The sequence below is a fragment of the Paracoccus sp. ME4 genome (assembly GCF_046736325.1).
In the GTDB taxonomy this organism is placed as follows: domain Bacteria; phylum Pseudomonadota; class Alphaproteobacteria; order Rhodobacterales; family Rhodobacteraceae; genus Paracoccus.
The window spans coordinates 1,947,967-1,965,149 of record NZ_CP151276.1; the positions used below are offsets into that span (position 1 = coordinate 1,947,967).

General features: G+C 70.0%; 21 protein-coding genes. 11 read left to right on the top strand and 10 right to left on the bottom strand.

What is annotated here, in order from left to right; all coding sequences use genetic code 11:
* Positions 1–142: 142 nt before the first annotated feature.
* A complete protein-coding gene (locus AACG61_RS09960) occupies positions 143–691 on the bottom strand; it encodes a cytochrome b (RefSeq protein WP_411836984.1) in 549 nt (182 codons plus the stop codon).
* A gap of 102 nt (positions 692–793) precedes the next feature.
* Between AACG61_RS09960 and AACG61_RS09965 the strand changes: the two genes are divergently transcribed.
* From AACG61_RS09965 to AACG61_RS09990, 6 genes are read left to right on the top strand one after another with little or no spacing between them, the layout of a single operon-like run.
* Entirely contained in the window at positions 794–1,537 is a 744-nt protein-coding gene (locus AACG61_RS09965) for a CDP-alcohol phosphatidyltransferase family protein (protein ID WP_411836985.1), read from the top strand.
* The gene (locus tag AACG61_RS09970) at positions 1,534–3,132 is read left to right on the top strand and encodes a sulfatase-like hydrolase/transferase (protein WP_411836986.1); all 1,599 of its coding nucleotides are present in this window, start codon (positions 1,534–1,536) and stop codon (positions 3,130–3,132) included. The genes AACG61_RS09965 and AACG61_RS09970 overlap by 4 nt, the downstream gene beginning before the upstream one ends.
* A complete protein-coding gene (locus tag AACG61_RS09975) occupies positions 3,129–4,091 on the top strand; it encodes a lysylphosphatidylglycerol synthase transmembrane domain-containing protein (RefSeq protein WP_411836987.1) in 963 nt (320 codons plus the stop codon). Before AACG61_RS09970 ends, AACG61_RS09975 begins: the two co-directional genes overlap by 4 nt.
* A complete protein-coding gene (locus AACG61_RS09980; RefSeq protein WP_411839496.1) occupies positions 4,091–5,143 on the top strand; it encodes a glycosyltransferase family 4 protein in 1,053 nt (350 codons plus the stop codon). Before AACG61_RS09975 ends, AACG61_RS09980 begins: the two co-directional genes overlap by 1 nt.
* 57 nt (positions 5,144–5,200) lie before the next feature.
* Positions 5,201–5,614 (top strand): VOC family protein, encoded by a 414-nt coding sequence (locus AACG61_RS09985; protein ID WP_411836988.1) that lies wholly within the window; start codon positions 5,201–5,203, stop codon positions 5,612–5,614.
* Positions 5,611–6,294: a fumarylacetoacetate hydrolase family protein gene (locus AACG61_RS09990; protein ID WP_411836989.1), complete on the top strand. Its 684-nt coding sequence runs from the start codon at positions 5,611–5,613 to the stop codon at positions 6,292–6,294. The genes AACG61_RS09985 and AACG61_RS09990 overlap by 4 nt, the downstream gene beginning before the upstream one ends.
* A 7-nt stretch (positions 6,295–6,301) precedes the next feature.
* On the opposite strand, the gene AACG61_RS09995 is transcribed toward AACG61_RS09990, so the two are convergent.
* The 3 genes from AACG61_RS09995 to AACG61_RS10005 are packed head-to-tail and all read right to left on the bottom strand — an operon-like array spanning position 6,302 to position 8,651.
* Positions 6,302–7,669, bottom strand: a complete 1,368-nt coding sequence (locus tag AACG61_RS09995) for a sensor histidine kinase (protein ID WP_411836990.1) — start codon at positions 7,667–7,669, stop codon at positions 6,302–6,304.
* A complete protein-coding gene (locus AACG61_RS10000) occupies positions 7,666–8,328 on the bottom strand; it encodes a response regulator (RefSeq protein ID WP_411836991.1) in 663 nt (220 codons plus the stop codon). The genes AACG61_RS09995 and AACG61_RS10000 overlap by 4 nt, the downstream gene beginning before the upstream one ends.
* A complete protein-coding gene (locus AACG61_RS10005) occupies positions 8,328–8,651 on the bottom strand; it encodes a PepSY domain-containing protein (RefSeq protein ID WP_411836992.1) in 324 nt (107 codons plus the stop codon). The genes AACG61_RS10000 and AACG61_RS10005 overlap by 1 nt, the downstream gene beginning before the upstream one ends.
* 135 nt (positions 8,652–8,786) lie before the next feature.
* Between AACG61_RS10005 and AACG61_RS10010 the strand changes: the two genes are divergently transcribed.
* Positions 8,787–9,503: a calcium-binding protein gene (locus AACG61_RS10010; protein WP_411836993.1), complete on the top strand. Its 717-nt coding sequence runs from the start codon at positions 8,787–8,789 to the stop codon at positions 9,501–9,503.
* A gap of 60 nt (positions 9,504–9,563) precedes the next feature.
* On the opposite strand, the gene thyX is transcribed toward AACG61_RS10010, so the two are convergent.
* Positions 9,564–10,469, bottom strand: a complete 906-nt coding sequence (thyX, locus tag AACG61_RS10015; protein ID WP_411836994.1) for an FAD-dependent thymidylate synthase — start codon at positions 10,467–10,469, stop codon at positions 9,564–9,566.
* 139 nt (positions 10,470–10,608) lie between these two features.
* Between thyX and AACG61_RS10020 the strand changes: the two genes are divergently transcribed.
* Positions 10,609–11,037 (top strand): VOC family protein, encoded by a 429-nt coding sequence (locus tag AACG61_RS10020; RefSeq protein WP_411836995.1) that lies wholly within the window; start codon positions 10,609–10,611, stop codon positions 11,035–11,037.
* A gap of 67 nt (positions 11,038–11,104) precedes the next feature.
* Here the strand turns inward: AACG61_RS10020 and AACG61_RS10025 are convergent, their stop codons facing one another.
* The 3 genes from AACG61_RS10025 to AACG61_RS10035 all read right to left on the bottom strand — a co-directional run bounded on the left by AACG61_RS10025 (position 11,105) and on the right by AACG61_RS10035 (position 12,427).
* Positions 11,105–11,632, bottom strand: a complete 528-nt coding sequence (locus AACG61_RS10025; protein ID WP_411836996.1) for a MarR family winged helix-turn-helix transcriptional regulator — start codon at positions 11,630–11,632, stop codon at positions 11,105–11,107.
* Positions 11,633–11,736: 104 nt separating this feature from the next.
* On the bottom strand, positions 11,737–12,036 hold the full coding sequence (locus tag AACG61_RS10030) for a succinate dehydrogenase assembly factor 2 (RefSeq protein WP_411839497.1): 300 nt from the start codon (positions 12,034–12,036) through the stop codon (positions 11,737–11,739).
* 1 nt (position 12,037) lies between these two features.
* Positions 12,038–12,427, bottom strand: a complete 390-nt coding sequence (locus tag AACG61_RS10035) for a helix-turn-helix domain-containing protein (protein ID WP_411836997.1) — start codon at positions 12,425–12,427, stop codon at positions 12,038–12,040.
* A gap of 39 nt (positions 12,428–12,466) precedes the next feature.
* Between AACG61_RS10035 and AACG61_RS10040 the strand changes: the two genes are divergently transcribed.
* Together AACG61_RS10040 and AACG61_RS10045 are read left to right on the top strand one after the other, a co-directional pair.
* Positions 12,467–13,669: a pyridoxal phosphate-dependent aminotransferase gene (locus tag AACG61_RS10040; RefSeq protein ID WP_411836998.1), complete on the top strand. Its 1,203-nt coding sequence runs from the start codon at positions 12,467–12,469 to the stop codon at positions 13,667–13,669.
* Between the two features lie 18 nt (positions 13,670–13,687).
* Positions 13,688–14,101 carry a host attachment protein gene (locus tag AACG61_RS10045; RefSeq protein WP_411836999.1) on the top strand — a complete coding sequence of 138 codons (414 nt, stop codon included), beginning with the start codon at positions 13,688–13,690 and terminating at the stop codon, positions 14,099–14,101.
* Between the two features lie 65 nt (positions 14,102–14,166).
* On the opposite strand, the gene AACG61_RS10050 is transcribed toward AACG61_RS10045, so the two are convergent.
* Both AACG61_RS10050 and AACG61_RS10055 read right to left on the bottom strand, forming a co-directional pair.
* Positions 14,167–14,295, bottom strand: coding sequence for a hypothetical protein (locus tag AACG61_RS10050; protein ID WP_411837000.1), 129 nt, complete (start codon positions 14,293–14,295; stop codon positions 14,167–14,169).
* Positions 14,273–15,055, bottom strand: a complete 783-nt coding sequence (locus AACG61_RS10055) for a 3-hydroxybutyrate dehydrogenase (protein WP_411837001.1) — start codon at positions 15,053–15,055, stop codon at positions 14,273–14,275. Before AACG61_RS10055 ends, AACG61_RS10050 begins: the two co-directional genes overlap by 23 nt.
* Before the next feature lie 266 nt (positions 15,056–15,321).
* Here AACG61_RS10055 and AACG61_RS10060 point away from each other — a divergent pair, with 266 nt between their 5' ends.
* Positions 15,322–17,178, top strand: a complete 1,857-nt coding sequence (locus tag AACG61_RS10060) for an extracellular solute-binding protein (protein ID WP_411837002.1) — start codon at positions 15,322–15,324, stop codon at positions 17,176–17,178.
* The last annotated feature ends 5 nt before the right edge of the window (positions 17,179–17,183 follow it).

The window sequence follows — 17,183 nt, forward strand, 5'->3', positions numbered from 1 at the left end:
ACGAAACTTTCGACGTCACCGTCGAACGCCGAACGCGCCGGTTTCGTTCAACCCGTCGTGAAGAAAATGTGAGGAAGCGTCGCCGCAGCATTGCGGCGCCCCGACATACGCCCTGCGACCGTGCCTGTCCAGCGTCCCGTGCCTATCGCCCCCGCGGTGGCCAGATCCGGGCCCAGACCCCGTCGCGCCGGATGACGGCATGGTGCAGCGCCGCCGCCACATGCAGCGCCAGCAGCGCGATCAGCGCCCAGGCTGCGGCCTCGTGCAGGGCGCTGGCGGCGTCGGCGAGGGGCTCGGAGCGCGGCACCAGCGTGGGCAGTCCCAGGGCGTCCAGCGATTCGATGGGAAACCCCCCGGCCCGGACCCGGACATAGCCCGACAGCGGCATCACGATCAGCAGCGCATAGAGCGCCAGATGCGACAGGCCCGCCGCCGCCCGCTGCCAGCCCGGCAGGCTGTCGGGCAGCGGCGCGGGCCGGTGCGTCAGCCGCCAGATCAGCCGCAGCGCCACCAGCGCGATCAGCGCCGCGCCTACGTTTTTGTGAAACAGGTAGAGCGCGTCGCCCAGAGCCCGGTCCAGCCCGTCGCGCACCATCACCAGACCGACGGGAATCATCGCCAGGATCAGCGCCGCCACCAGCCAGTGCAGGATGCGCGCCGTGGTGCCGTAGCCTGGGGGTCGGTGATCCATGATGCAGCCCTCCGCTGCGGACAAGGATACGCCACATCCCGATCCGCACAAGTCCCCGCGAAGTCCGCTTGACGCGTCATGCGCCTGCCATATGTTCAGCCGATGCAAGCATCGCGCCCAGACACAGCCCCGTCCCGACCCCTTCCCGACACCCCGTCGCGGCGGCACCTGACCGAGGCGCTGGTCCTGGCGGTTCCGGCCGGTCTGGCGCTGAACCTGGGCGTGGGCGTGATGGTCCTGGGCCAGGGCACCGGTGCGCTGATCGCGGGCGGGGCCTATCTGGTGGCGGCGGCGCTGGTCGCGGTCGCGATGCACCGCCACTACCCGCATGACCGCATGGGCGCGTGCAACGTCGTCACGCTGATGCGGCTGGCGCTGACCACCGCGCTGATCGCGCCGCTGATCGGCGGCGAGGCGGCGGGCTGGATCGTGGCGGGCATCGCCGCGCTGTCCCTGTCGCTGGACGGGGTGGACGGGTTCCTGGCGCGGCGCAGCGGGCTGTGCTCGGAGTTCGGGGCGCGCTTCGACATGGAGGTCGATGCCGGGCTTGCGCTGATCCTGGCGCTGCACGCCCTGTCGGGCAGCCCGGTCGGCGCCGAGGTCCTGGTGCTGGGCGTCATGCGCTATCTGTTCGTGGGCGCGGGCCTGATCTGGCCGTGGATCATGGCGCCGCTGCCAGTCAGCTATGTCCGGAAGGGCATCTGCGTGCTGCAGCTGGCCACGCTGATCGCGCTTCAGGTCCCGGTCCTGTCCGAGGACATGGCGATCATGCTGGCGCGCGTCGCATCGGTGGCGCTGGCCTGGTCCTTCCTGCGCGACGTCGTATGGCTGCGGTCGCATCGGTGAGATCGTGGCTCCTTCCCATCCTGCTGGCCCTGCTGCTGATGCAGGCGGTGCTGGCCCTGCCCGCCTCGCCCGCGGCCCTTGGCTGGGGCACATGGCTGCGGCCCGCCCCGGAACTCCTGGCGATCCTGCTGCTGGCGGTGGCCTTGGGGCGCGGCTGGACGGCCCTGCCGCTGCGGCTGGCCGTGGTCGGCCTGCTGACGCCGGTGACGGTGCTGAAGGTCGCGGATCTGGCGATGCTGCAGACCTTGGGGCGGCGGTTCAACCCGGTGGGCGATCTGCCGCTGATCGACGCCTCGGTGCGGCTGATCGCGGGCAGCCTGGGCGTCGCGGCGGCGGTCACGGCGGTCCTGGGCGCGATCCTGGCGACGGTGCTGATCGCGGCGGGGCTGTGGTGGGCAATGGGCAAGCTGATGCGTCTGGCCCCTGCGGGTCGCGGCCCGCGCATGGCGGGGCTGGCGGGGGCCGCGATGCTGGTCGGGGCGGTCTCGGTGCTGCCCGGCCACGGCATCGCGATCCCGGTGCCGCAGACGGCGGCCTTCGCCGCCGACCGGCTGGAGCTGTCGCGCCGCACCCTGACGGAGCTGCGCCGCTTTCGCGAGATGGCGGCGGAGGACGCGATGGCCGGGCTGGCGCAGCCCCTGTCGCTGATCGACCGCGACGTGCTGGTCATCTTTCTGGAAAGCTACGGCCGCACCAGCTTCGACACCGACTTCTTCAGCAGCGCCCATCTGCCGATCCTGCGCGAGGCGCAGGCCGCGCTGGAGGCGCGGGGTTTGGCCACGGCATCGGGCTTCGTGACCTCGCCCACGCATGGCGGGCAGAGCTGGCTGGCCCATGCGACGCTGGCCAACGGGCTGTGGGTCAGCGACCAGACCCGCTATCAGGCGGCCATCGCCAGCGGGCGCCGGACCCTGTTCCACCATGCCGCAGAGGCCGGGTTCCGCACCGCGGCGGTGATGCCGGCCATCGTCCGCCCCTGGCCCGAGGCCGCGACGATGGGCTTTCAGCGCATTCTGGCCGCGCCCGATCTGGGCTATCGCGGCCAGCCCTTCAACTGGGTCACCATGCCCGACCAGTTCACCCTGACCGCGACCGACCGGCTGCTGCGCGACGGCAGCGATCCGCGCCCGCTCTTTGCGCAGATCGCGCTGATCTCGTCGCACGCGCCCTGGACGCCGGTGCCGCGGATGCTGGACTGGGAGGCGATCGGCGACGGCACCGAATTCGACGCCATGGCGCAGGAGGGCGACCCGCCCAGCGTCGTCTGGCGCGACTATGACCGCGTGCGGGCGCAGTACCGCGACACGATCTCCTACGGGCTGACGGCGGTGCTGGAATATGCGGCCCGCCAGGAGCGCCCGCCGCTGATCCTGCTGGTGGGCGACCATCAGGCGGCCACCACCATCGGCCTCGACGACCGGCGCGAGGTGCCGCTGCATGTCATCGGCCCGCCCGATCTGGTCGCCCGGACGCTGGACTGGGGCCTCAGGCCGGGGCTGATCCCGCCCGCGGGACTGCCCGCGATGCCGATGGATCGCATTCGTGATGATTTTCTGCGAAACTTTTCCGGGGTCTCGGACGTGCCTCCTGCATGATGACCGTGACACGACCTTTGCAGATCCTGGTGGCCCTCGGGGTCATGACGCTTTTGTGGTTCGGGCTGGACGGCCGGCAGGCGTTGCGCCTGCTGGCGCAGGCCGATCCCTTCTGGCTGGGCGCGGCGATGCTGGCCCTGACCGTGCAGACGGTCCTCTCCGCGCTGCGCTGGCGGGTCACGGCGCGACAGCTTGATCAGAGCATCCCGATGACGCGGGCCATCGGCGAATACTATCTGGCGCAGGTGGTGAACCAGTCGCTCCCCGGCGGCGTGCTGGGCGATGCGGGCCGGGCGGTGCGCGCCCGCCATCAGGCGGGGCTGCGCCGGGCCGGTGCGGCGGTCGCGATCGAACGGCTGGCGGGACAGGTCTCGCTGTTCTTGGTGCTGGCCGTGGGGGCGCTGACCGTCACGGTGATGCCGGGCGGGCTAACGCTGCCCACCTGGGTCATGGGCCTCATCGGCACGCTGATGGCGGGCGCGGTCGCGCTGATCGTCGTGCTGGCCGGGGTCGGGCAGCTGGGCGGGCGCGCGGGCGGCATGGTGCGCGATCTGCGCCGCGCACTGCGGGTGACGCTTCTGGCGCCGGGCGCGCTGCCGCGCCAGCTGGCGCTGAACCTGTCGATCACCGTGGTGAACCTGGCGGCCTTCGCTTTCTGCGCGCGGGCCACCGGCACCGTCCTGTCCCCGTCCGAGGCCGCGGTGCTGGTGCCGCTGATCCTGCTGACCATGATCCTGCCGCTGACCGTCAGCGGTTGGGGCCTGCGCGAAGGCGCGGCCGCCGCGCTGTTCCCGCTGGTGGGCGCGTCGGCGCAGGCCGGTCTGGCGGCCAGCCTGGCCTTCGGCCTGGTCTTCCTGGCCAGCAGCCTGCCGGGCGTGCTGGTGCTTCTGGCGCAGCGCCGTGGCACAGCCCCCCTGCCTGCCCCTGCCCCCGCAGCAACCATCCAGGCCGATCCGTGATCCAGACCCGAACGCTGACCTTCGCCCTGCCCGGCGACATCACCACGCTGACCGGCGGCTATGTCTATGACCGCCGCCTGGTCGAGGGCCTTCGCGCCCAGGGCCGCGATGTCGCGGTCCTGTCGCTGTCCGATGCCTTTCCGACCCCCGATGCGGGCCAGATGGCCGATGCCGTCGCCCGACTGCAGGCGCTGCCTGCCGACCGGCCGGTGATCGTGGATGGGCTGGCCTTCGGCGCGCTTGACCCCGATGGCGTGGCCGCGATCACGGCACCCATCGTCGCGATGATCCATCACCCGCTGGCGCAGGAGAGCGCCCTGCCCGCCGATCTGGCCGACCACCTGTGGCGAACCGAGCGTGCCAATCTGGCCCATGCCCGGCACATCCTGGTGCCCAGCCCGCATACCCGCCAGATGCTGATCGACCGCTACGACGTGCCGGCCGAGCGCATAACCGTCGCGCGCCCCGGCACCGACTTGGCGCCGCAGGCGGAGCGCTCCCACCCCGTGGACCCGCCGCTGATCCTGTCGGTGGGCATCCTGCATCCGCGCAAGGGGCATGACGTGCTGATCGACGCGCTGGCTGGGCTGCGCGATCTGGACTGGCAGGCGGTGATCGTCGGCAACCCCTGGGACGCGGACCACGTCGCGGCCCTGCAGGCGCGGATCGCGCGCACGGGACTGGGCCAGCGCCTGACGCTGGCGGGACGGGTGGACGACGACCGTCTGCGCGCCCTCTATCGGCAGGCGTCGGTCTTTGCGCTGGCCACGCGCTATGAGGGCTATGGCATCGTCTTCGACGAGGCGCTGTCCCACGGCCTGCCCATCGTCAGCACCCGCACCGGCGCGGTGCCCGACACGGTGCCGGGTGATGCGGGCCTGCTGGTCGAACCCGACGATGCCCCCGCGCTGGCCGGGGCGCTGCGCACGCTGCTGGCCGATCCGGACCGCCGCGCGGCCTGCGCCCAGGCTGCGGCCCGGGCCGGGGCGGCGCTGCCGGGATGGGACGACACCGCGCGGCAGGTGGGCCGGGTGCTGGACGCGCTGCGCTGATCTTGCGCCGCGATTGCAGGACGTGCATCACTGACGCCTGACATGCCGGAGGCCGCGATGAGATCCCTGTTCCACCTTGCCATCCATGTGACCGATCTGGACGCCGCGCGCGTCTTCTATGGCGGCGTGCTGGGCTGCGCCGAGGGGCGCTCGACCGACAGCTGGGTGGATTTCGACTTCTTCGGCCATCAGCTGTCGCTGCATCTGGGAACGCCCTTTCCGACCACCCGCACGGGCCGCGTCGGCGATCACATGGTGATGATGCCGCATCTGGGCGTGGTGCTGCCGCTGGCGGACTGGCTGGATCTGGCCGCGCGGCTGGAGGCGGCGGGCATCGCCTTCGACATCCCCCCGCAGATCCGGTTCGAGGGCCAGCCCGGCGAACAGCGGACGATGTTCTTCTTCGACCCCTCGGGCAACCCGATCGAGGTCAAGGGATTCGCCGATTTCGACGGGCTGTTCGCGGCATGAGCAGCTTCGTCCTGCCCCCCGCCCCGACGCCCTCCGTCCCCGTGGCGGGCGAGGAGACGCGCTTTCCCGTGCGCCGCATCTTCTGCGTCGGGCGCAACTATGCGGACCACGCGCGCGAGATGGGCCATGATCCCGACCGCGAGCCGCCCTTCTTCTTCACCAAGCCCGCCGATGCGCTGCTGACCGGCGATGCCGACCTGCCCTATCCCGCCGCCACGGCGGATCTGCATTTCGAGGGCGAGCTGGTCGTGGCCCTAGGCGCGGGCGGGGCCGACCTGTCGCCCGATCAGGCCACGGGACTGATCTGGGGCCATGCGGCGGGCAACGACCTGACGCGCCGCGACCTTCAGGCGCAGGCCAAGGCGGCGGGCCGGCCATGGGACATGGCCAAGGGCTTCGACCGGTCGGCGGTCTGCGGCGCGATCCGCCGCGCGGATGGGCCGATGCGGCGCGGGCGGCTGACGCTCAGTGTCAATGGGCAGGTGCGGCAGGACAGCGACCTGTCGGCGATGATCTGGCCCGTCGCGGACATCATCGCCCACCTGTCGCGGCTGGTGACGCTGGCGCCGGGGGACCTGATCTATACCGGCACGCCCGCCGGCGTCGGCGCCCTGCGGCGCGGCGATGTCGCGACGGTCGCCATCGAGGGGCTGGAGCCGGTCACCACCCGCGTCGTCTGAGACCGCCTCAGCCGTCCTTGGCCGCGCCATGCCGAGGCAGCAGCAGCCCGACCGCCAGCCCCGGATGGGCGTTGGCCAGGGTCAGCCTGCCGCCCGCGGCTTCGGCGATGTCGGCGGCGATGGCCAGACCGATCCCCTGCCCGTCGCCCCCCTCGTCCAGCCGGACGCCGCGCTTGGTCAGCCGGGCCAGCGCCGGTTCCGGCACGCCCGGCCCGTCGTCGCGCACGACGATCGCGGTCAGCGCGCCCTCGGGGCGGGCGGTGACGGTGACGCGGTCGCGGGCGTGGCGGGCGGCGTTCTCCATGACCGCGCCCAAGGCCTCGGTCAGGTCGTCGGGCTGGATGCGCAGCGCCAGCCCGTCCGGCAGCTCGATCCGCCAGTCGATGCCCGCGCCCTGCGGTGTCCGGCGCAGCACCTGGACCAGCCGCGCGGCGACGACGGCGGGTTCGGCCCGCGCCCCGGCGGCGTCGGTGCGGATGCGCGCGCGCGCCAGTTCGCGATCCACATGGCGGCGCATGACGGTCACCACATGCTCGATGCTGTCGGCGGCCTGATCGCGGCCCTGATCGCGCAGGCGCCGCGCCTCGCCCAGCAACGCCTGCAGCGGCGTCTTGAAGCCGTGGGCCAGATCGCCCGCCCGGTGGCGCGCGCGGTCCAGCTCGCGGTCGCGGTCGTCCAGCAGGCGGTCCAGCTGCGCGGCCAAGGGCGCCACCTCGCGCGGCAGGTCCGCCCCAAGCCGCCGCCGCCGCCCGTCGGTCAGCGCGCGCAGCAGATCTCCGATCTGCGCCAGCGGACGCAGGCCCACCGTCACCTGCAGGAAGGACGCGGCCAGCAGGACCGCCGCCAGCCCGCCCAGCCACGGCATCAGATCGCGCAGGAAGGCGCCGCGGGCCTGGGTCGCGTCGTCCACGTCCTCGGCCACCAGCACCCGGACGGGGGCGGTGCGGCCCGCGCTTCCGACCATCACCTGCTGATCCAACGCCAGAAGCCGCTGCCCCGACGGGCCGTCCAGCTCAAGGATGCGCGCGGTTCCAACCGGCGGCGGCACCTCCGGCACCGGTAGCGTCACGTCCCAGAGCGAGCGCGACCGCAGCAGGTCGTCCTCCAGCCAGACCTGCCAGTAATGCCCCGAGAAGGGCCGCTGCCACGAGGGGTTGCGCGGCTGATCGCTCATCACCGGCGCGCCGCCCGGCGCGGCCGGCGGCTCGATCACCGACAGCAGGACCAGCGCGCGGTCGCGCAGGTCGGAGACGCCGACCCGCTGGACATGGCGGTCGAACAGCACCGCCAGCATGGTCAGCGACAGCGCCAGCACCAGAAGGATCGTCGCGCCACCGATCAGCATCAGCCGCCAGCGCAGCGACAGCGGCCTCAATCGGCGGGCTCCAGCAGATAGCCGAAGCCGCGCCGCGTCGCCACGATCCCCGGTCCCAGCTTGCGGCGCAGCCGCGTCACGACCGCCTCCAGCGCATTGGCCTCGCGCGCGTCGTCATCGCCGTAGAGATGCTCCAGCAGTTCGGTCGGGGCGACGACGCGGTCGCGGTGCAGCGCCAGATAGGCGATGAGGCGGAACTCCAGCGGCGTCAGCGCGGCCGGCACCCCGTCGACCAGCGCGGTCATGCGGTTCAGGTCCACGATGAGGCGCCCGGCCTCGATGCGCGGATCGGCCCGCCCCCCCGCGCGGCGCACCAGCGCGCGGGCGCGGGCGACCAGCTCCTCCATGCGGAAGGGTTTCGGCAGATAGTCGTCGGCCCCCGCCTCGATCCCCTCGACCCGCTCGGTCCAGGCACCGCGCGCGGTCAGGATCAGCACCGGCGCATCGCAGCCCTCGGACCGCCAGCGCTTGAGCAGGGTCAGCCCGTCCAGATCGGGCAGGCCCAAATCCAGCACGATCAGGTCGAAGCTCTCGGTGCCCCCGCGGAACCACGCATCGCGCCCCGATGCGGTGGCCTCGACCCGGAACCCCGCCGCCGACAGCGCCCGGTCCAGATCGGCGGCGATCCGGGCATCATCCTCGACCACAAGCGCGCGCATCAGTCCTCGTCTTCCCCATATCCCAGGATGTCGCCGGTTCCGGCGTCCAGCTCGATCTCGATCAGGCGGCCGTCCGGCGTCAGGATTTCGACCTCATAGAGCCACAGTCCGGCCTCCTCTTCCAGTTCGACCTCGACGACCTGGCCCGGATGGCGTGCCTCGACCCCGGCCAGGATCGTCTCCAGCGGCAGCATGTCGCCCCGCCCGACGGCCATGCGGGCGGTCTCGTAGTCGGAGGCGTCGGGCGCCTGCGCGGGCATCGGGCTGGGCCAGGGCGTCAGAAGGGCCAGGGCGGCCAGGAAGATCAGGGGACGGGTGCTCATGTCCGCGCTTATAGCGGCACGGACCTGACAGCGCACTGACAGGTGTCGTCAGGCTGCTGTCAGGGTCGTCCTGCTAGATCGATTCGCACAGGGGCCGCGACATGGTCGGCCCGAGACACGCGAAAGGATCACTTCATGGCACGCTACAACGGAACCTCGGGCGCGGATCGCATCACCGGCAGCCCGGTCGCCGACCTGATCTATGCGGGCGCGGGCAACGACACGGCCTTCGGCCTGAACGGCGCGGACCGGATCTGGGGCGAGGCGGGCGCCGACCGCCTCTATGGCGGGTCGGGCAACGATTCGATCTGGGGCGGCAGCGGCAATGACCTGCTGCAGGGCGGCGACGGGTTCGACGACCTCTATGGCGGCGACGGAGACGACCGGCTGTTCGGCAACAAGGGCAACGACGAGCTGGAGGGCGGTCGCGGCAACGACACGCTGAACGGCCAGCTGGGCGACGATGAGCTGGAGGGCGACGACGGCGACGACGTGCTGTCCGGTCAGGAAGGCCGCGACGACCTGGACGGCGAGAACGGCAACGACCGCCTGTTCGGCGGGCTGGGCAACGACACGCTGGACGGCGGGCGCGGCAACGACATCCTGTCGGGGGGCCTCGGCGCCGACGAGTTCGAGTTCGAGCGCGGCGACGGACGCGACCGCGTCCTGGACTTCCAGAACGGCGTGGACCGGCTGGACATCGACGACCTGGACCGCGCCTCGGTCCAGCGCGCGATCAACGGGGCGACCCAGAACGGCGACGACACGATCCTGCGCATCGACGCCTCGACCGTGATCGTGCTGGAGGATTTCGCCCGTACCGATCTGGACATCAACGACTTCACGTTCTGAGACCGCGACGATGGCGGATGGGGGGCGCGGCTTCGGTCGCGCCCCTTTCGCATGGCGGGGTCAGCCCCAGTCCTGCACGAATTCGCGCCATTCGCGCGCGCCCATGCCCGACTGCTCTTGGGTCACCACCTCGCCGGCCAGACGGCGGCGCAGCACCGCGGCCGCCTGCGCCGAGAGGTTGACCGCATTCATGCGATAGTCGCGGAAGGCCGCGAAGGCCGCCGGAACCCAGGCCTGGGTGATGTCGCACATCAGGTCGGCATAGGCGCGGATCTCGTACTGCGCATGGGCATCCGCGCGCAGGCGCAGGAAATGCAGCAGGTTGTGCAGGTCCACCTTCCAGTACCACTGGGTATAGATGTTGGCGGGCAGGTTCATCCGCGCCAACTCGCGCGCGAGCCCCTGCTGGCCATCCGTGCCCAGCATCGCCTCGTAATGGTCATAGCTGCGCATCGCATCCTCGCGCAGCAGGTCCAGGACGCGCTGCGCCTCCTCGCCCTGCAGGACCTCGCCGCGGCCCTGGTTGTTCTGCGCGGATTGCGCGGCCAGATGCTCGGGCGCGGGGATGTAGAATTCCCGGTCCAGGATCGAGTAGCGGGCCGAGTACTCGTTCACGTTGGCGGTGCGGTGCCGGATCCACTGGCGCGCGACGAAGACCGGCAGCTTGACGTGGAACTTGACCTCGCACATCTCGAAGGGGGTCGAATGCCAGTGGCGCATCAGATAGCGGATCAGCCCCTCGTCGTTCTGCACCGACTTGGTGCCCTTGCCATAGCTGACGCGCGCCGCCTGACAGATCGCCGCGTCGTCGCCCATGTAGTCGATGACCCGGACCAGCCCGTGATCCAGCACCGGATGCGCGACGTAAAGATGCCGCTCCATCCCCTCGGACACGGCGCGCAGGGTCTGGCGGGGGGCCGCGCGGAGGCTGTCGATCTCGGCCTGCTGGTCGGGCTTTACGGGCATGGCGGAGGGTCCTCTCAGGCGGTGTGGTGGCTCCCGTCCTATGTCAAGACGGAGGTCCGGGCAACCGGGCGCAGGGACATGCGTTGCACTCGGAGCGCAGCCGTGACAGCCTGCATGCCCACCGCCGAAAGGAGACCCCATGACAATCCGCTATCTGCACACCATGGTCCGCGTGAAGGACCTCGACAAGACCATGGCCTTCTTCCGCCTGCTGGGACTGGAGGAGACACGCCGCATCGACAATGACAAGGGCCGCTTCAGCCTGGTGTTCATGGCCCCGCCGGGCCAGCCGGAATGCCCGGTCGAGCTGACCCACAACTGGGACGGCGACGACGGCCTGCCCTCCGACAGCCGGCATTTCGGCCATCTCGCCTACCGGGTCGGCAACATCTACGAGATGTGCCAGAGACTGCAGGATGCAGGCGTGACGATCAACCGTCCGCCGCGGGACGGACACATGGCCTTCGTGCGCAGCCCCGACAACGTCTCGATCGAACTGCTGCAGGAGGGCGATGCCCTGCCCCCGCAGGAGCCCTGGGCCAGCATGCAGAACACCGGCCACTGGTAGGACCGGCCCGTCCTGCGGAGGCTTTGCAGGAACAGGCGCACCCGGCCCCCGCGGGGCCGGGTTCAATTCAGTAGATGTAGCGGATCTGCTCGCTCCAGAACCGCTCGATGCGGCGGCTCTGCAGGTTGACGCTGTCCAGCGGCGGGTCCTCCAGGACACCGGACATGGCCAGACCCTCGGCATGGCGGATGAACAGCCGCCGGACCATGTCGCGCACGGCCTGACCCTCGGCGGTCAGGCGCACCCGGACCGACCGGCGGTCCATGTCGCAGCGCTCGTGATGGACATAGCCCATCGCCACCAGCTTCTTGAGATTGTAGCTGACGTTCGACCCCTGATACATCCCGCGCGAGCGCAGCTCTCCGGCCGAGACCTCGGCCTCGCCCAGATTGTAGAGGATCATGGCCTGAACCGGGGTCAGATCGCCCCGGTGCAGGCGTTCGAATTCGTCCTTGACCAGATCCAGCATCAGCCGGTGCATCCGCTCCAGCAGCTGCAGCGATTCCAGATAGGCGTCTGTCAGCTCCGACAGGGCGACGTCCAGGGATTGCGGCTCGGCCGTCGGGCGCTGATCGCGGGGTGCAGGGGCAAGCATGGGTTGGGGTTGTCCTGTCCTGTTCGTCATGAGTCTTTGATGACAGGAAAAAGACAATCTTCGGTTAATCGCAGCCCGTTCCCGCGCCAGGAATGCCGAAAATTTTAGCGATCCGCCCGGAAACGGTCCGCCGCATGTGCCGCGATTCGGTCCAGGATCGGCTCCAGCAGCACCGGCCCGCCCCGGCCTTCCGGCACGCCCTGGCCGATGCGGCCCGTGACCCAAAGATACAGGTCCTGGTCGTTCTCGCCCAGCAGCCGCTCATAGAGGTCCAGCTCTGCCGCGCTCAGCCCGGCCAGGCGGTCATCGGCGAAATGCCCCAGGATCAGGTCCATCTCCTTCATGCCGCGCCGCCAGCTGCGCATGTGCAGCCGCTTCAGGCGGTGCTCGGGGGTTTCGGTCATCTCAGCCATGGGACAATGCCTCCTCAAGACGCGCGACGCGGTCGGCGGCCTCGCGCAGCAACCGGCCCAGATCGGCCAGCTCGGCGCGCAGTGCATCCTCCGCGCCTGCGTCTTTCGGCCCCGGACCCTGCCCCGTCAACAGCCAGATCGGCGAAACCCCAGTCAGCGTGGCAATGCGTCCCATCAGGCTGGCCGACGGCTCGGCCTGATCGGCCTCCCATCCGGCCAGGGTCTCGGGGCGCAGGCCCAGGGCCTCGGCCAGGGCCCCGACCTCCAGGCCCGCGGCTTCGCGGGCGGCGGTCAGGCGGTCGCCCAGTGTGGCCACCGGATCGGCATAGCTGTCCATCGCGTCTCTCTTGCTTGTGAGGGCCTGCGGGGAAGCGTATGCCATGCGGGCCGACAGTTCAAACCGACAGCAGCAAGGTGACCCATGGCGTTCATTTCCGACCGGTTGGCCCGGATCAAGCCCTCGCCCACCATCGCCATGACGACCCGCGCGGCCGAACTGCGCGCGGCGGGACGCGACATCATCAGCCTCTCGGCCGGAGAGCCGGATTTCGACACGCCGCAGAATGTCAGCGACGCCGCCAAGGCTGCGATCGACGCGGGCCACACGCGCTATACGGCGGTGGACGGCACGCCGTCGCTGAAGCGCGCCATCGTCGCCAAGTTCGCGCGCGAGAACGGGCTGGACTACACCCCCGCCCAGGTCACCGTCGGCACCGGCGGCAAGCAGATCCTGTTCAACGCGCTGATGGCGACGCTGAACGCGGGCGACGAGGTCATCGTGCCCGCGCCCTACTGGGTCAGCTATCCCGACATGGTCCTGCTGGCGGGTGGGAGCCCGGTCGTCGTCGAATGCGCGCAGGACCAGGGCTTCCGCCTGACGCCGGAGGCGCTGGAGGCCGCGATCACGCCCCGGACCAAGTGGCTGATCCTGAACTCGCCCTCGAACCCGTCGGGCGCGGGCTATGACCGGGAGCAGATGGCGGCGCTGTGCGACGTGCTGCTGCGCCATCCGCAGGTCTGGGTCCTGGCCGACGACATCTACGAGCATCTGGTCTTCGACGGGTTCGAATTCTGCACCCCCGCCCAGGTCGAGCCGCGCCTCAAGGACCGCGTGCTGACCATGAACGGGGTCAGCAAGTCCTATGCCATGACCGGCTGGCGGATCGGTTATGGCGCGGCGCCCGAGACGCTGATCCGGTCCATGGCCAAGCTGCAGTCGCAATCGACCAGCAACCCCAGCTCGATCAGCCAGTATGCCGCCGAGGCCGCGCTGAACGGGCCGCAGGATTACGTCACCGACAGCCGTGCGGTGTTCCAGCGTCGTCGCGACCTGGTGGTGGCCGGGCTGAACGCCTGTCCGGGGCTGGACTGCCCGGTGCCGCAGGGCGCCTTCTATGTCTATCCCAGCATGGCCGGGCTGATCGGGCGCACCAGCCCCGGCGGCACCCTGATCGACAGCGACGAGGCCTTTGCCAACGCCCTGCTGGACGAGGAGGGCGTGGCCGTCGTCTTCGGCGCGGCCTTCGGCCTCAGCCCGCATTTCCGCATCTCCTATGCGGCGGCGGACGGGGTGCTGCGCGAGGCGCTGACCCGCATCCGCCGTTTCTGCGACGGCTGCAACTAGACCTGACCTTCGGCGTTGATGATCAGCGAAAGCGAACGCAAGAAGGAGCTGATCATGCTGCCCCACAACGCCGTGGTCGTCGTCGCCGACGGCCATTCCGCGACCCTGTTCCGCAACACGGCCAAGTCCGGCCTGGACCTGTCCGAAACGCAGAAGGTGACCCAGGACAGCCTGTCGGGCGACGGCGCCCAGATCGACGAAGGCTCTCCGCGCGACGACGAGGAGGCGACCTTCGCCGCGCAGCTGACGCGGCACCTGAACGGCATGGTGCTGAAGAACAAGGTGGACGACATCGCGATCATCGCCGACCCGTCCACCTTGGGCGTGATGCGCAAGCACTATCACAAGGAGCTGCAGATGCGGCTGCGCAAGGAGGTGGCCAAGACGCTGACCAACTCCGATCTCAAGACCATCGAGAACGCGCTCGGCTGACCTGACCGTCCTGTCCCGTCCACCGCAACGCCCCGCCGATCCGGCGGGGCGTTCGCGTTCCCGGCTCAGGACAGGCGCAGCGCGGCCAGAAGCAGGATCACCGCGCCGGGCACCCCCAGGGTCCAGAGCGCGATCCCGCGCAGGGCACCGCCGCGACGGCGCCCGCGCCGATCACAGCGCCGTCCAGCCGCCATCGACGCTGATCGTGGTGCCGGTGATCTGGGCCGCCGCATCGCTGCACAGGAAGACCGCCGTGTCGCCCAGCTGGTCGGTGGTGGCGAATTCCTTGGACGGCTGACGCTCCAGCAGGACCTTCTCGATGACCTCGTCGCGGTCCATGCCGTATTTCTTCATCGTGTCGGGGATCTGCGCCTCGACCAGCGGGGTCAGCACATAGCCCGGACAGATGGCGTTGGCGGTGATCGCCTCGCGCGCGGTCTCCAATCCGGTGACCTTGGTCAGACCGACGATGCCGTGCTTGGCCGCGACATAGGCGGACTTGTAGGCGCTGGCAGTCAGCCCATGGGCCGAGGCGATGTTGATGACGCGTCCCCAGCCCGCCTCGCGCATCAGGGGCAACGCCGCCGCCGTGGTGTGGAAGGCCGATGTCAGGTTGATCGCGATGATCGCGTCCCATTTCTCGGCCGGGAAATCGGGGATCGCGGCGACGTGCTGGATGCCAGCGTTGTTCACCAGGATGTCGCAGGCGCCGGCCTTGTGGATCAGCGCGCGGCACTGGTCGCCCTTGGACATGTCCGCCTGGACATAGCGGACCGAGACGCCGTGCTCCTCGGCCAGCCTGCGAGCCAGGGCGTGGTCGTCCTCGGTGTCGCTGAAGCTGTTCAGCACCACATCCGCGCCCGCGCGGGCCAGGCGCGTGGCCACGCCCAGGCCGATGCCGGAATTGGACCCGGTGACGACCGCGGTCTTGCCCTTCAGGAATTTCTCGAACATCGGCTGCTCCTCGACTTGCCCCGTGCCGTCAACGCCGGTCGCACGGGGCGGTTTCGCAGCCGCAGCATGGGCAAAAAAAAGCGCCCGCACAAGGCGGGCGCAAGTCATGAGGCAGGTTTCATACAGGCAAGAAACCTATCGAGCAGTGCCCTATTTATACGCGAGGAACCGCCCGAGTCCAACAGCGATCTTCCCGGCTTGGTTGACGCACCCCCGCCAAGCCTGTTGATAATGCGGCCAAACAAGAAACGGCGGGGCGGCGGGCGATGCGAATCTTCGAAAACCTTAGGGAATGTGCGGTCGGGCGGGTCGCCCCCGCGCTGGTGGCGCTGTGCTGCGGTGTTGCAGCAATGCCGCTGGCAACCCTCGCCGAACCGGTCCATGGCATTGCAATCTATGGAGAACCTGCGCTGCCCGCAGGATTCGCCCATCTGCCCTATGCCAATCCCGACGCACCCGAGGGCGGCACGATTCGGCTGGCCGAGCCGGGCGGTTTCGACAGTCTGAAGCCTTGGATCCTGAAGGGCAACGCGGCCTGGGGCGTGGGCGTGCATGTCACCGAATCGCTGATGATGCGGTCGATCGACGAACCCTTCACGCTCTACGGCCTTCTGGCCGAGTCGGTCGAGGTCGCGCCCGACCGGGCCTGGGTCGAGTTCACCCTGCGCCCCGAGGCCCGCTTCTCGGACGGCAGCCCGGTCACGGTCGAGGACGTGATCTGGTCCTACGAGACGCTCGGCACCCAGGGGCATCCGCGCTATCACGCCGCCTGGTCGCGGGTCGCCGCGATCAAGCCGGTGGGCGCGCGCGGCGTGCGGCTGACCTTCAAGGAGCCCGACCGCGAGCTGCCCATGCTGATGAGCCTGCGCCCGATCCTGAAGAAGGCCCAGTGGGTGGGGCAGGACTTCACCGCCTCATCCCTGGAGGTGCCCATCGGCAGCGGGCCCTATGTGGTGGAGCAGGTCGATCCGGGGCGGTCGATCACCTTCCGGCGCAACCCCGACCACTGGGCGAAGGACCTGCCGCTGATGCGGGGGCTGAACAATCTGGACGTGATCCGCTATGACTATTTCGCCGATGCGAACGCGATGTTCGAGGCCTTCAAGGCCGGCGAGGTCACCGTCTGGCGCGAGCTGTCGGCGCAGAAATGGGCGTCGGAGTTCGGCTTTCCGCTGATGACCGAGGGCCGTGCGGTCAAATCCGAGATCCCGAACCAGCGCCCATCCGGCATCGTGGGGCTGGTCATGAACACCCGCAACCCGATCTTTGCGGACTGGCGCGTGCGCCAGGCGATGATCGAGATGTTCAACTTCCGCTTCATCAACCAGACGCTGAACGGCGGGGCCGATCCGCGGATCACGTCCTATTTCTCGAACTCGGCCCTGGCGATGGGGGATGGGCCCGCGACGGGCGCGGTGGCCGACCTGCTGGCGCCCTTCGCGGGCGACCTGCCCCCCGGCGCCATCGAGGGCTATGCCCTGCCCGAGGGGTCGGAGCGGTCGATGGACCGGGCCGGCGTGCGCCGCGCGATGGCGCTGATGGAGGAGGCGGGCTGGACCGTGCAGGACGGGCAGCTGCGCGACGCGCAGGGCCGCCCCTTCGCCTTCGAGATCCTGCTGAACCAGAACGGCACCGCGATGCGCGCGGGCTCGGAGGTCCAGCAGATCGTGAACATCTATGTCGAGGCGCTGCGCCCCCTGGGCATCACGCCGCGGGTCACGCTGATCGATTCGGCGCAATATGTCGAACGAACCAACGCCTATGCCTTCGACATGACCTGGTACGAGCGCGGCCTGTCGCTGTCGCCGGGCAGCGAGCAGCGCCTCTACTGGGGTCGCGACGGGGTGACGACGCCCGGCACGCGCAACTGGATGGGCATGGACAGCCCCGCCGCCGAGGCGATGATCGACGCGATGGTCACCGCCGAGACGTCCGAGGACTTTACCGCCGCCGTGCAGGCGCTGGACCGGGTGCTGACCACGGGGCGCTACGTGATCCCGGTCAGCTTCTCTCCGGTGTCGCGTCTGGCGCATGCGGCGGATCTGAAATACCCCGAGACGATTCCGGTCTACGGGGACTGGCCGGGCTTCTTGCCCGAAACATGGTGGCAGGAGACGAACTGATGCGG

Excerpts from the sequence above, each read along its gene's own strand:
- AACG61_RS10030 (WP_411839497.1), bottom strand. The coding sequence starts at position 12,036 with ATGACCGAAACCCCCGAGCACCGCCTGAAGCGGCTGCACATGCGCAGC.
- AACG61_RS10020 (WP_411836995.1), top strand. The coding sequence starts at position 10,609 with ATGACAATCCGCTATCTGCACACCATGGTCCGCGTGAAGGACCTCGAC.
- AACG61_RS10035 (WP_411836997.1), bottom strand. The coding sequence starts at position 12,427 with ATGGCATACGCTTCCCCGCAGGCCCTCACAAGCAAGAGAGACGCGATG.
- AACG61_RS10000 (WP_411836991.1), bottom strand. The coding sequence starts at position 8,328 with ATGCGCGCGCTTGTGGTCGAGGATGATGCCCGGATCGCCGCCGATCTG.
- AACG61_RS10045 (WP_411836999.1), top strand. The coding sequence starts at position 13,688 with ATGATCAGCGAAAGCGAACGCAAGAAGGAGCTGATCATGCTGCCCCAC.
- AACG61_RS09990 (WP_411836989.1), top strand. The coding sequence starts at position 5,611 with ATGAGCAGCTTCGTCCTGCCCCCCGCCCCGACGCCCTCCGTCCCCGTG.
- AACG61_RS09975 (WP_411836987.1), top strand. The coding sequence starts at position 3,129 with ATGATGACCGTGACACGACCTTTGCAGATCCTGGTGGCCCTCGGGGTC.
- AACG61_RS09985 (WP_411836988.1), top strand. The coding sequence starts at position 5,201 with ATGAGATCCCTGTTCCACCTTGCCATCCATGTGACCGATCTGGACGCC.
- AACG61_RS10025 (WP_411836996.1), bottom strand. The coding sequence starts at position 11,632 with ATGCTTGCCCCTGCACCCCGCGATCAGCGCCCGACGGCCGAGCCGCAA.
- AACG61_RS10060 (WP_411837002.1), top strand. The coding sequence starts at position 15,322 with ATGCGAATCTTCGAAAACCTTAGGGAATGTGCGGTCGGGCGGGTCGCC.
- AACG61_RS10055 (WP_411837001.1), bottom strand. The coding sequence starts at position 15,055 with ATGTTCGAGAAATTCCTGAAGGGCAAGACCGCGGTCGTCACCGGGTCC.
- AACG61_RS10010 (WP_411836993.1), top strand. The coding sequence starts at position 8,787 with ATGGCACGCTACAACGGAACCTCGGGCGCGGATCGCATCACCGGCAGC.
- AACG61_RS10050 (WP_411837000.1), bottom strand. The coding sequence starts at position 14,295 with ATGGCGGCTGGACGGCGCTGTGATCGGCGCGGGCGCCGTCGCGGCGGT.
- AACG61_RS10040 (WP_411836998.1), top strand. The coding sequence starts at position 12,467 with ATGGCGTTCATTTCCGACCGGTTGGCCCGGATCAAGCCCTCGCCCACC.
- AACG61_RS09960 (WP_411836984.1), bottom strand. The coding sequence starts at position 691 with ATGGATCACCGACCCCCAGGCTACGGCACCACGGCGCGCATCCTGCAC.
- thyX (WP_411836994.1), bottom strand. The coding sequence starts at position 10,469 with ATGCCCGTAAAGCCCGACCAGCAGGCCGAGATCGACAGCCTCCGCGCG.
- AACG61_RS10005 (WP_411836992.1), bottom strand. The coding sequence starts at position 8,651 with ATGAGCACCCGTCCCCTGATCTTCCTGGCCGCCCTGGCCCTTCTGACG.
- AACG61_RS09965 (WP_411836985.1), top strand. The coding sequence starts at position 794 with ATGCAAGCATCGCGCCCAGACACAGCCCCGTCCCGACCCCTTCCCGAC.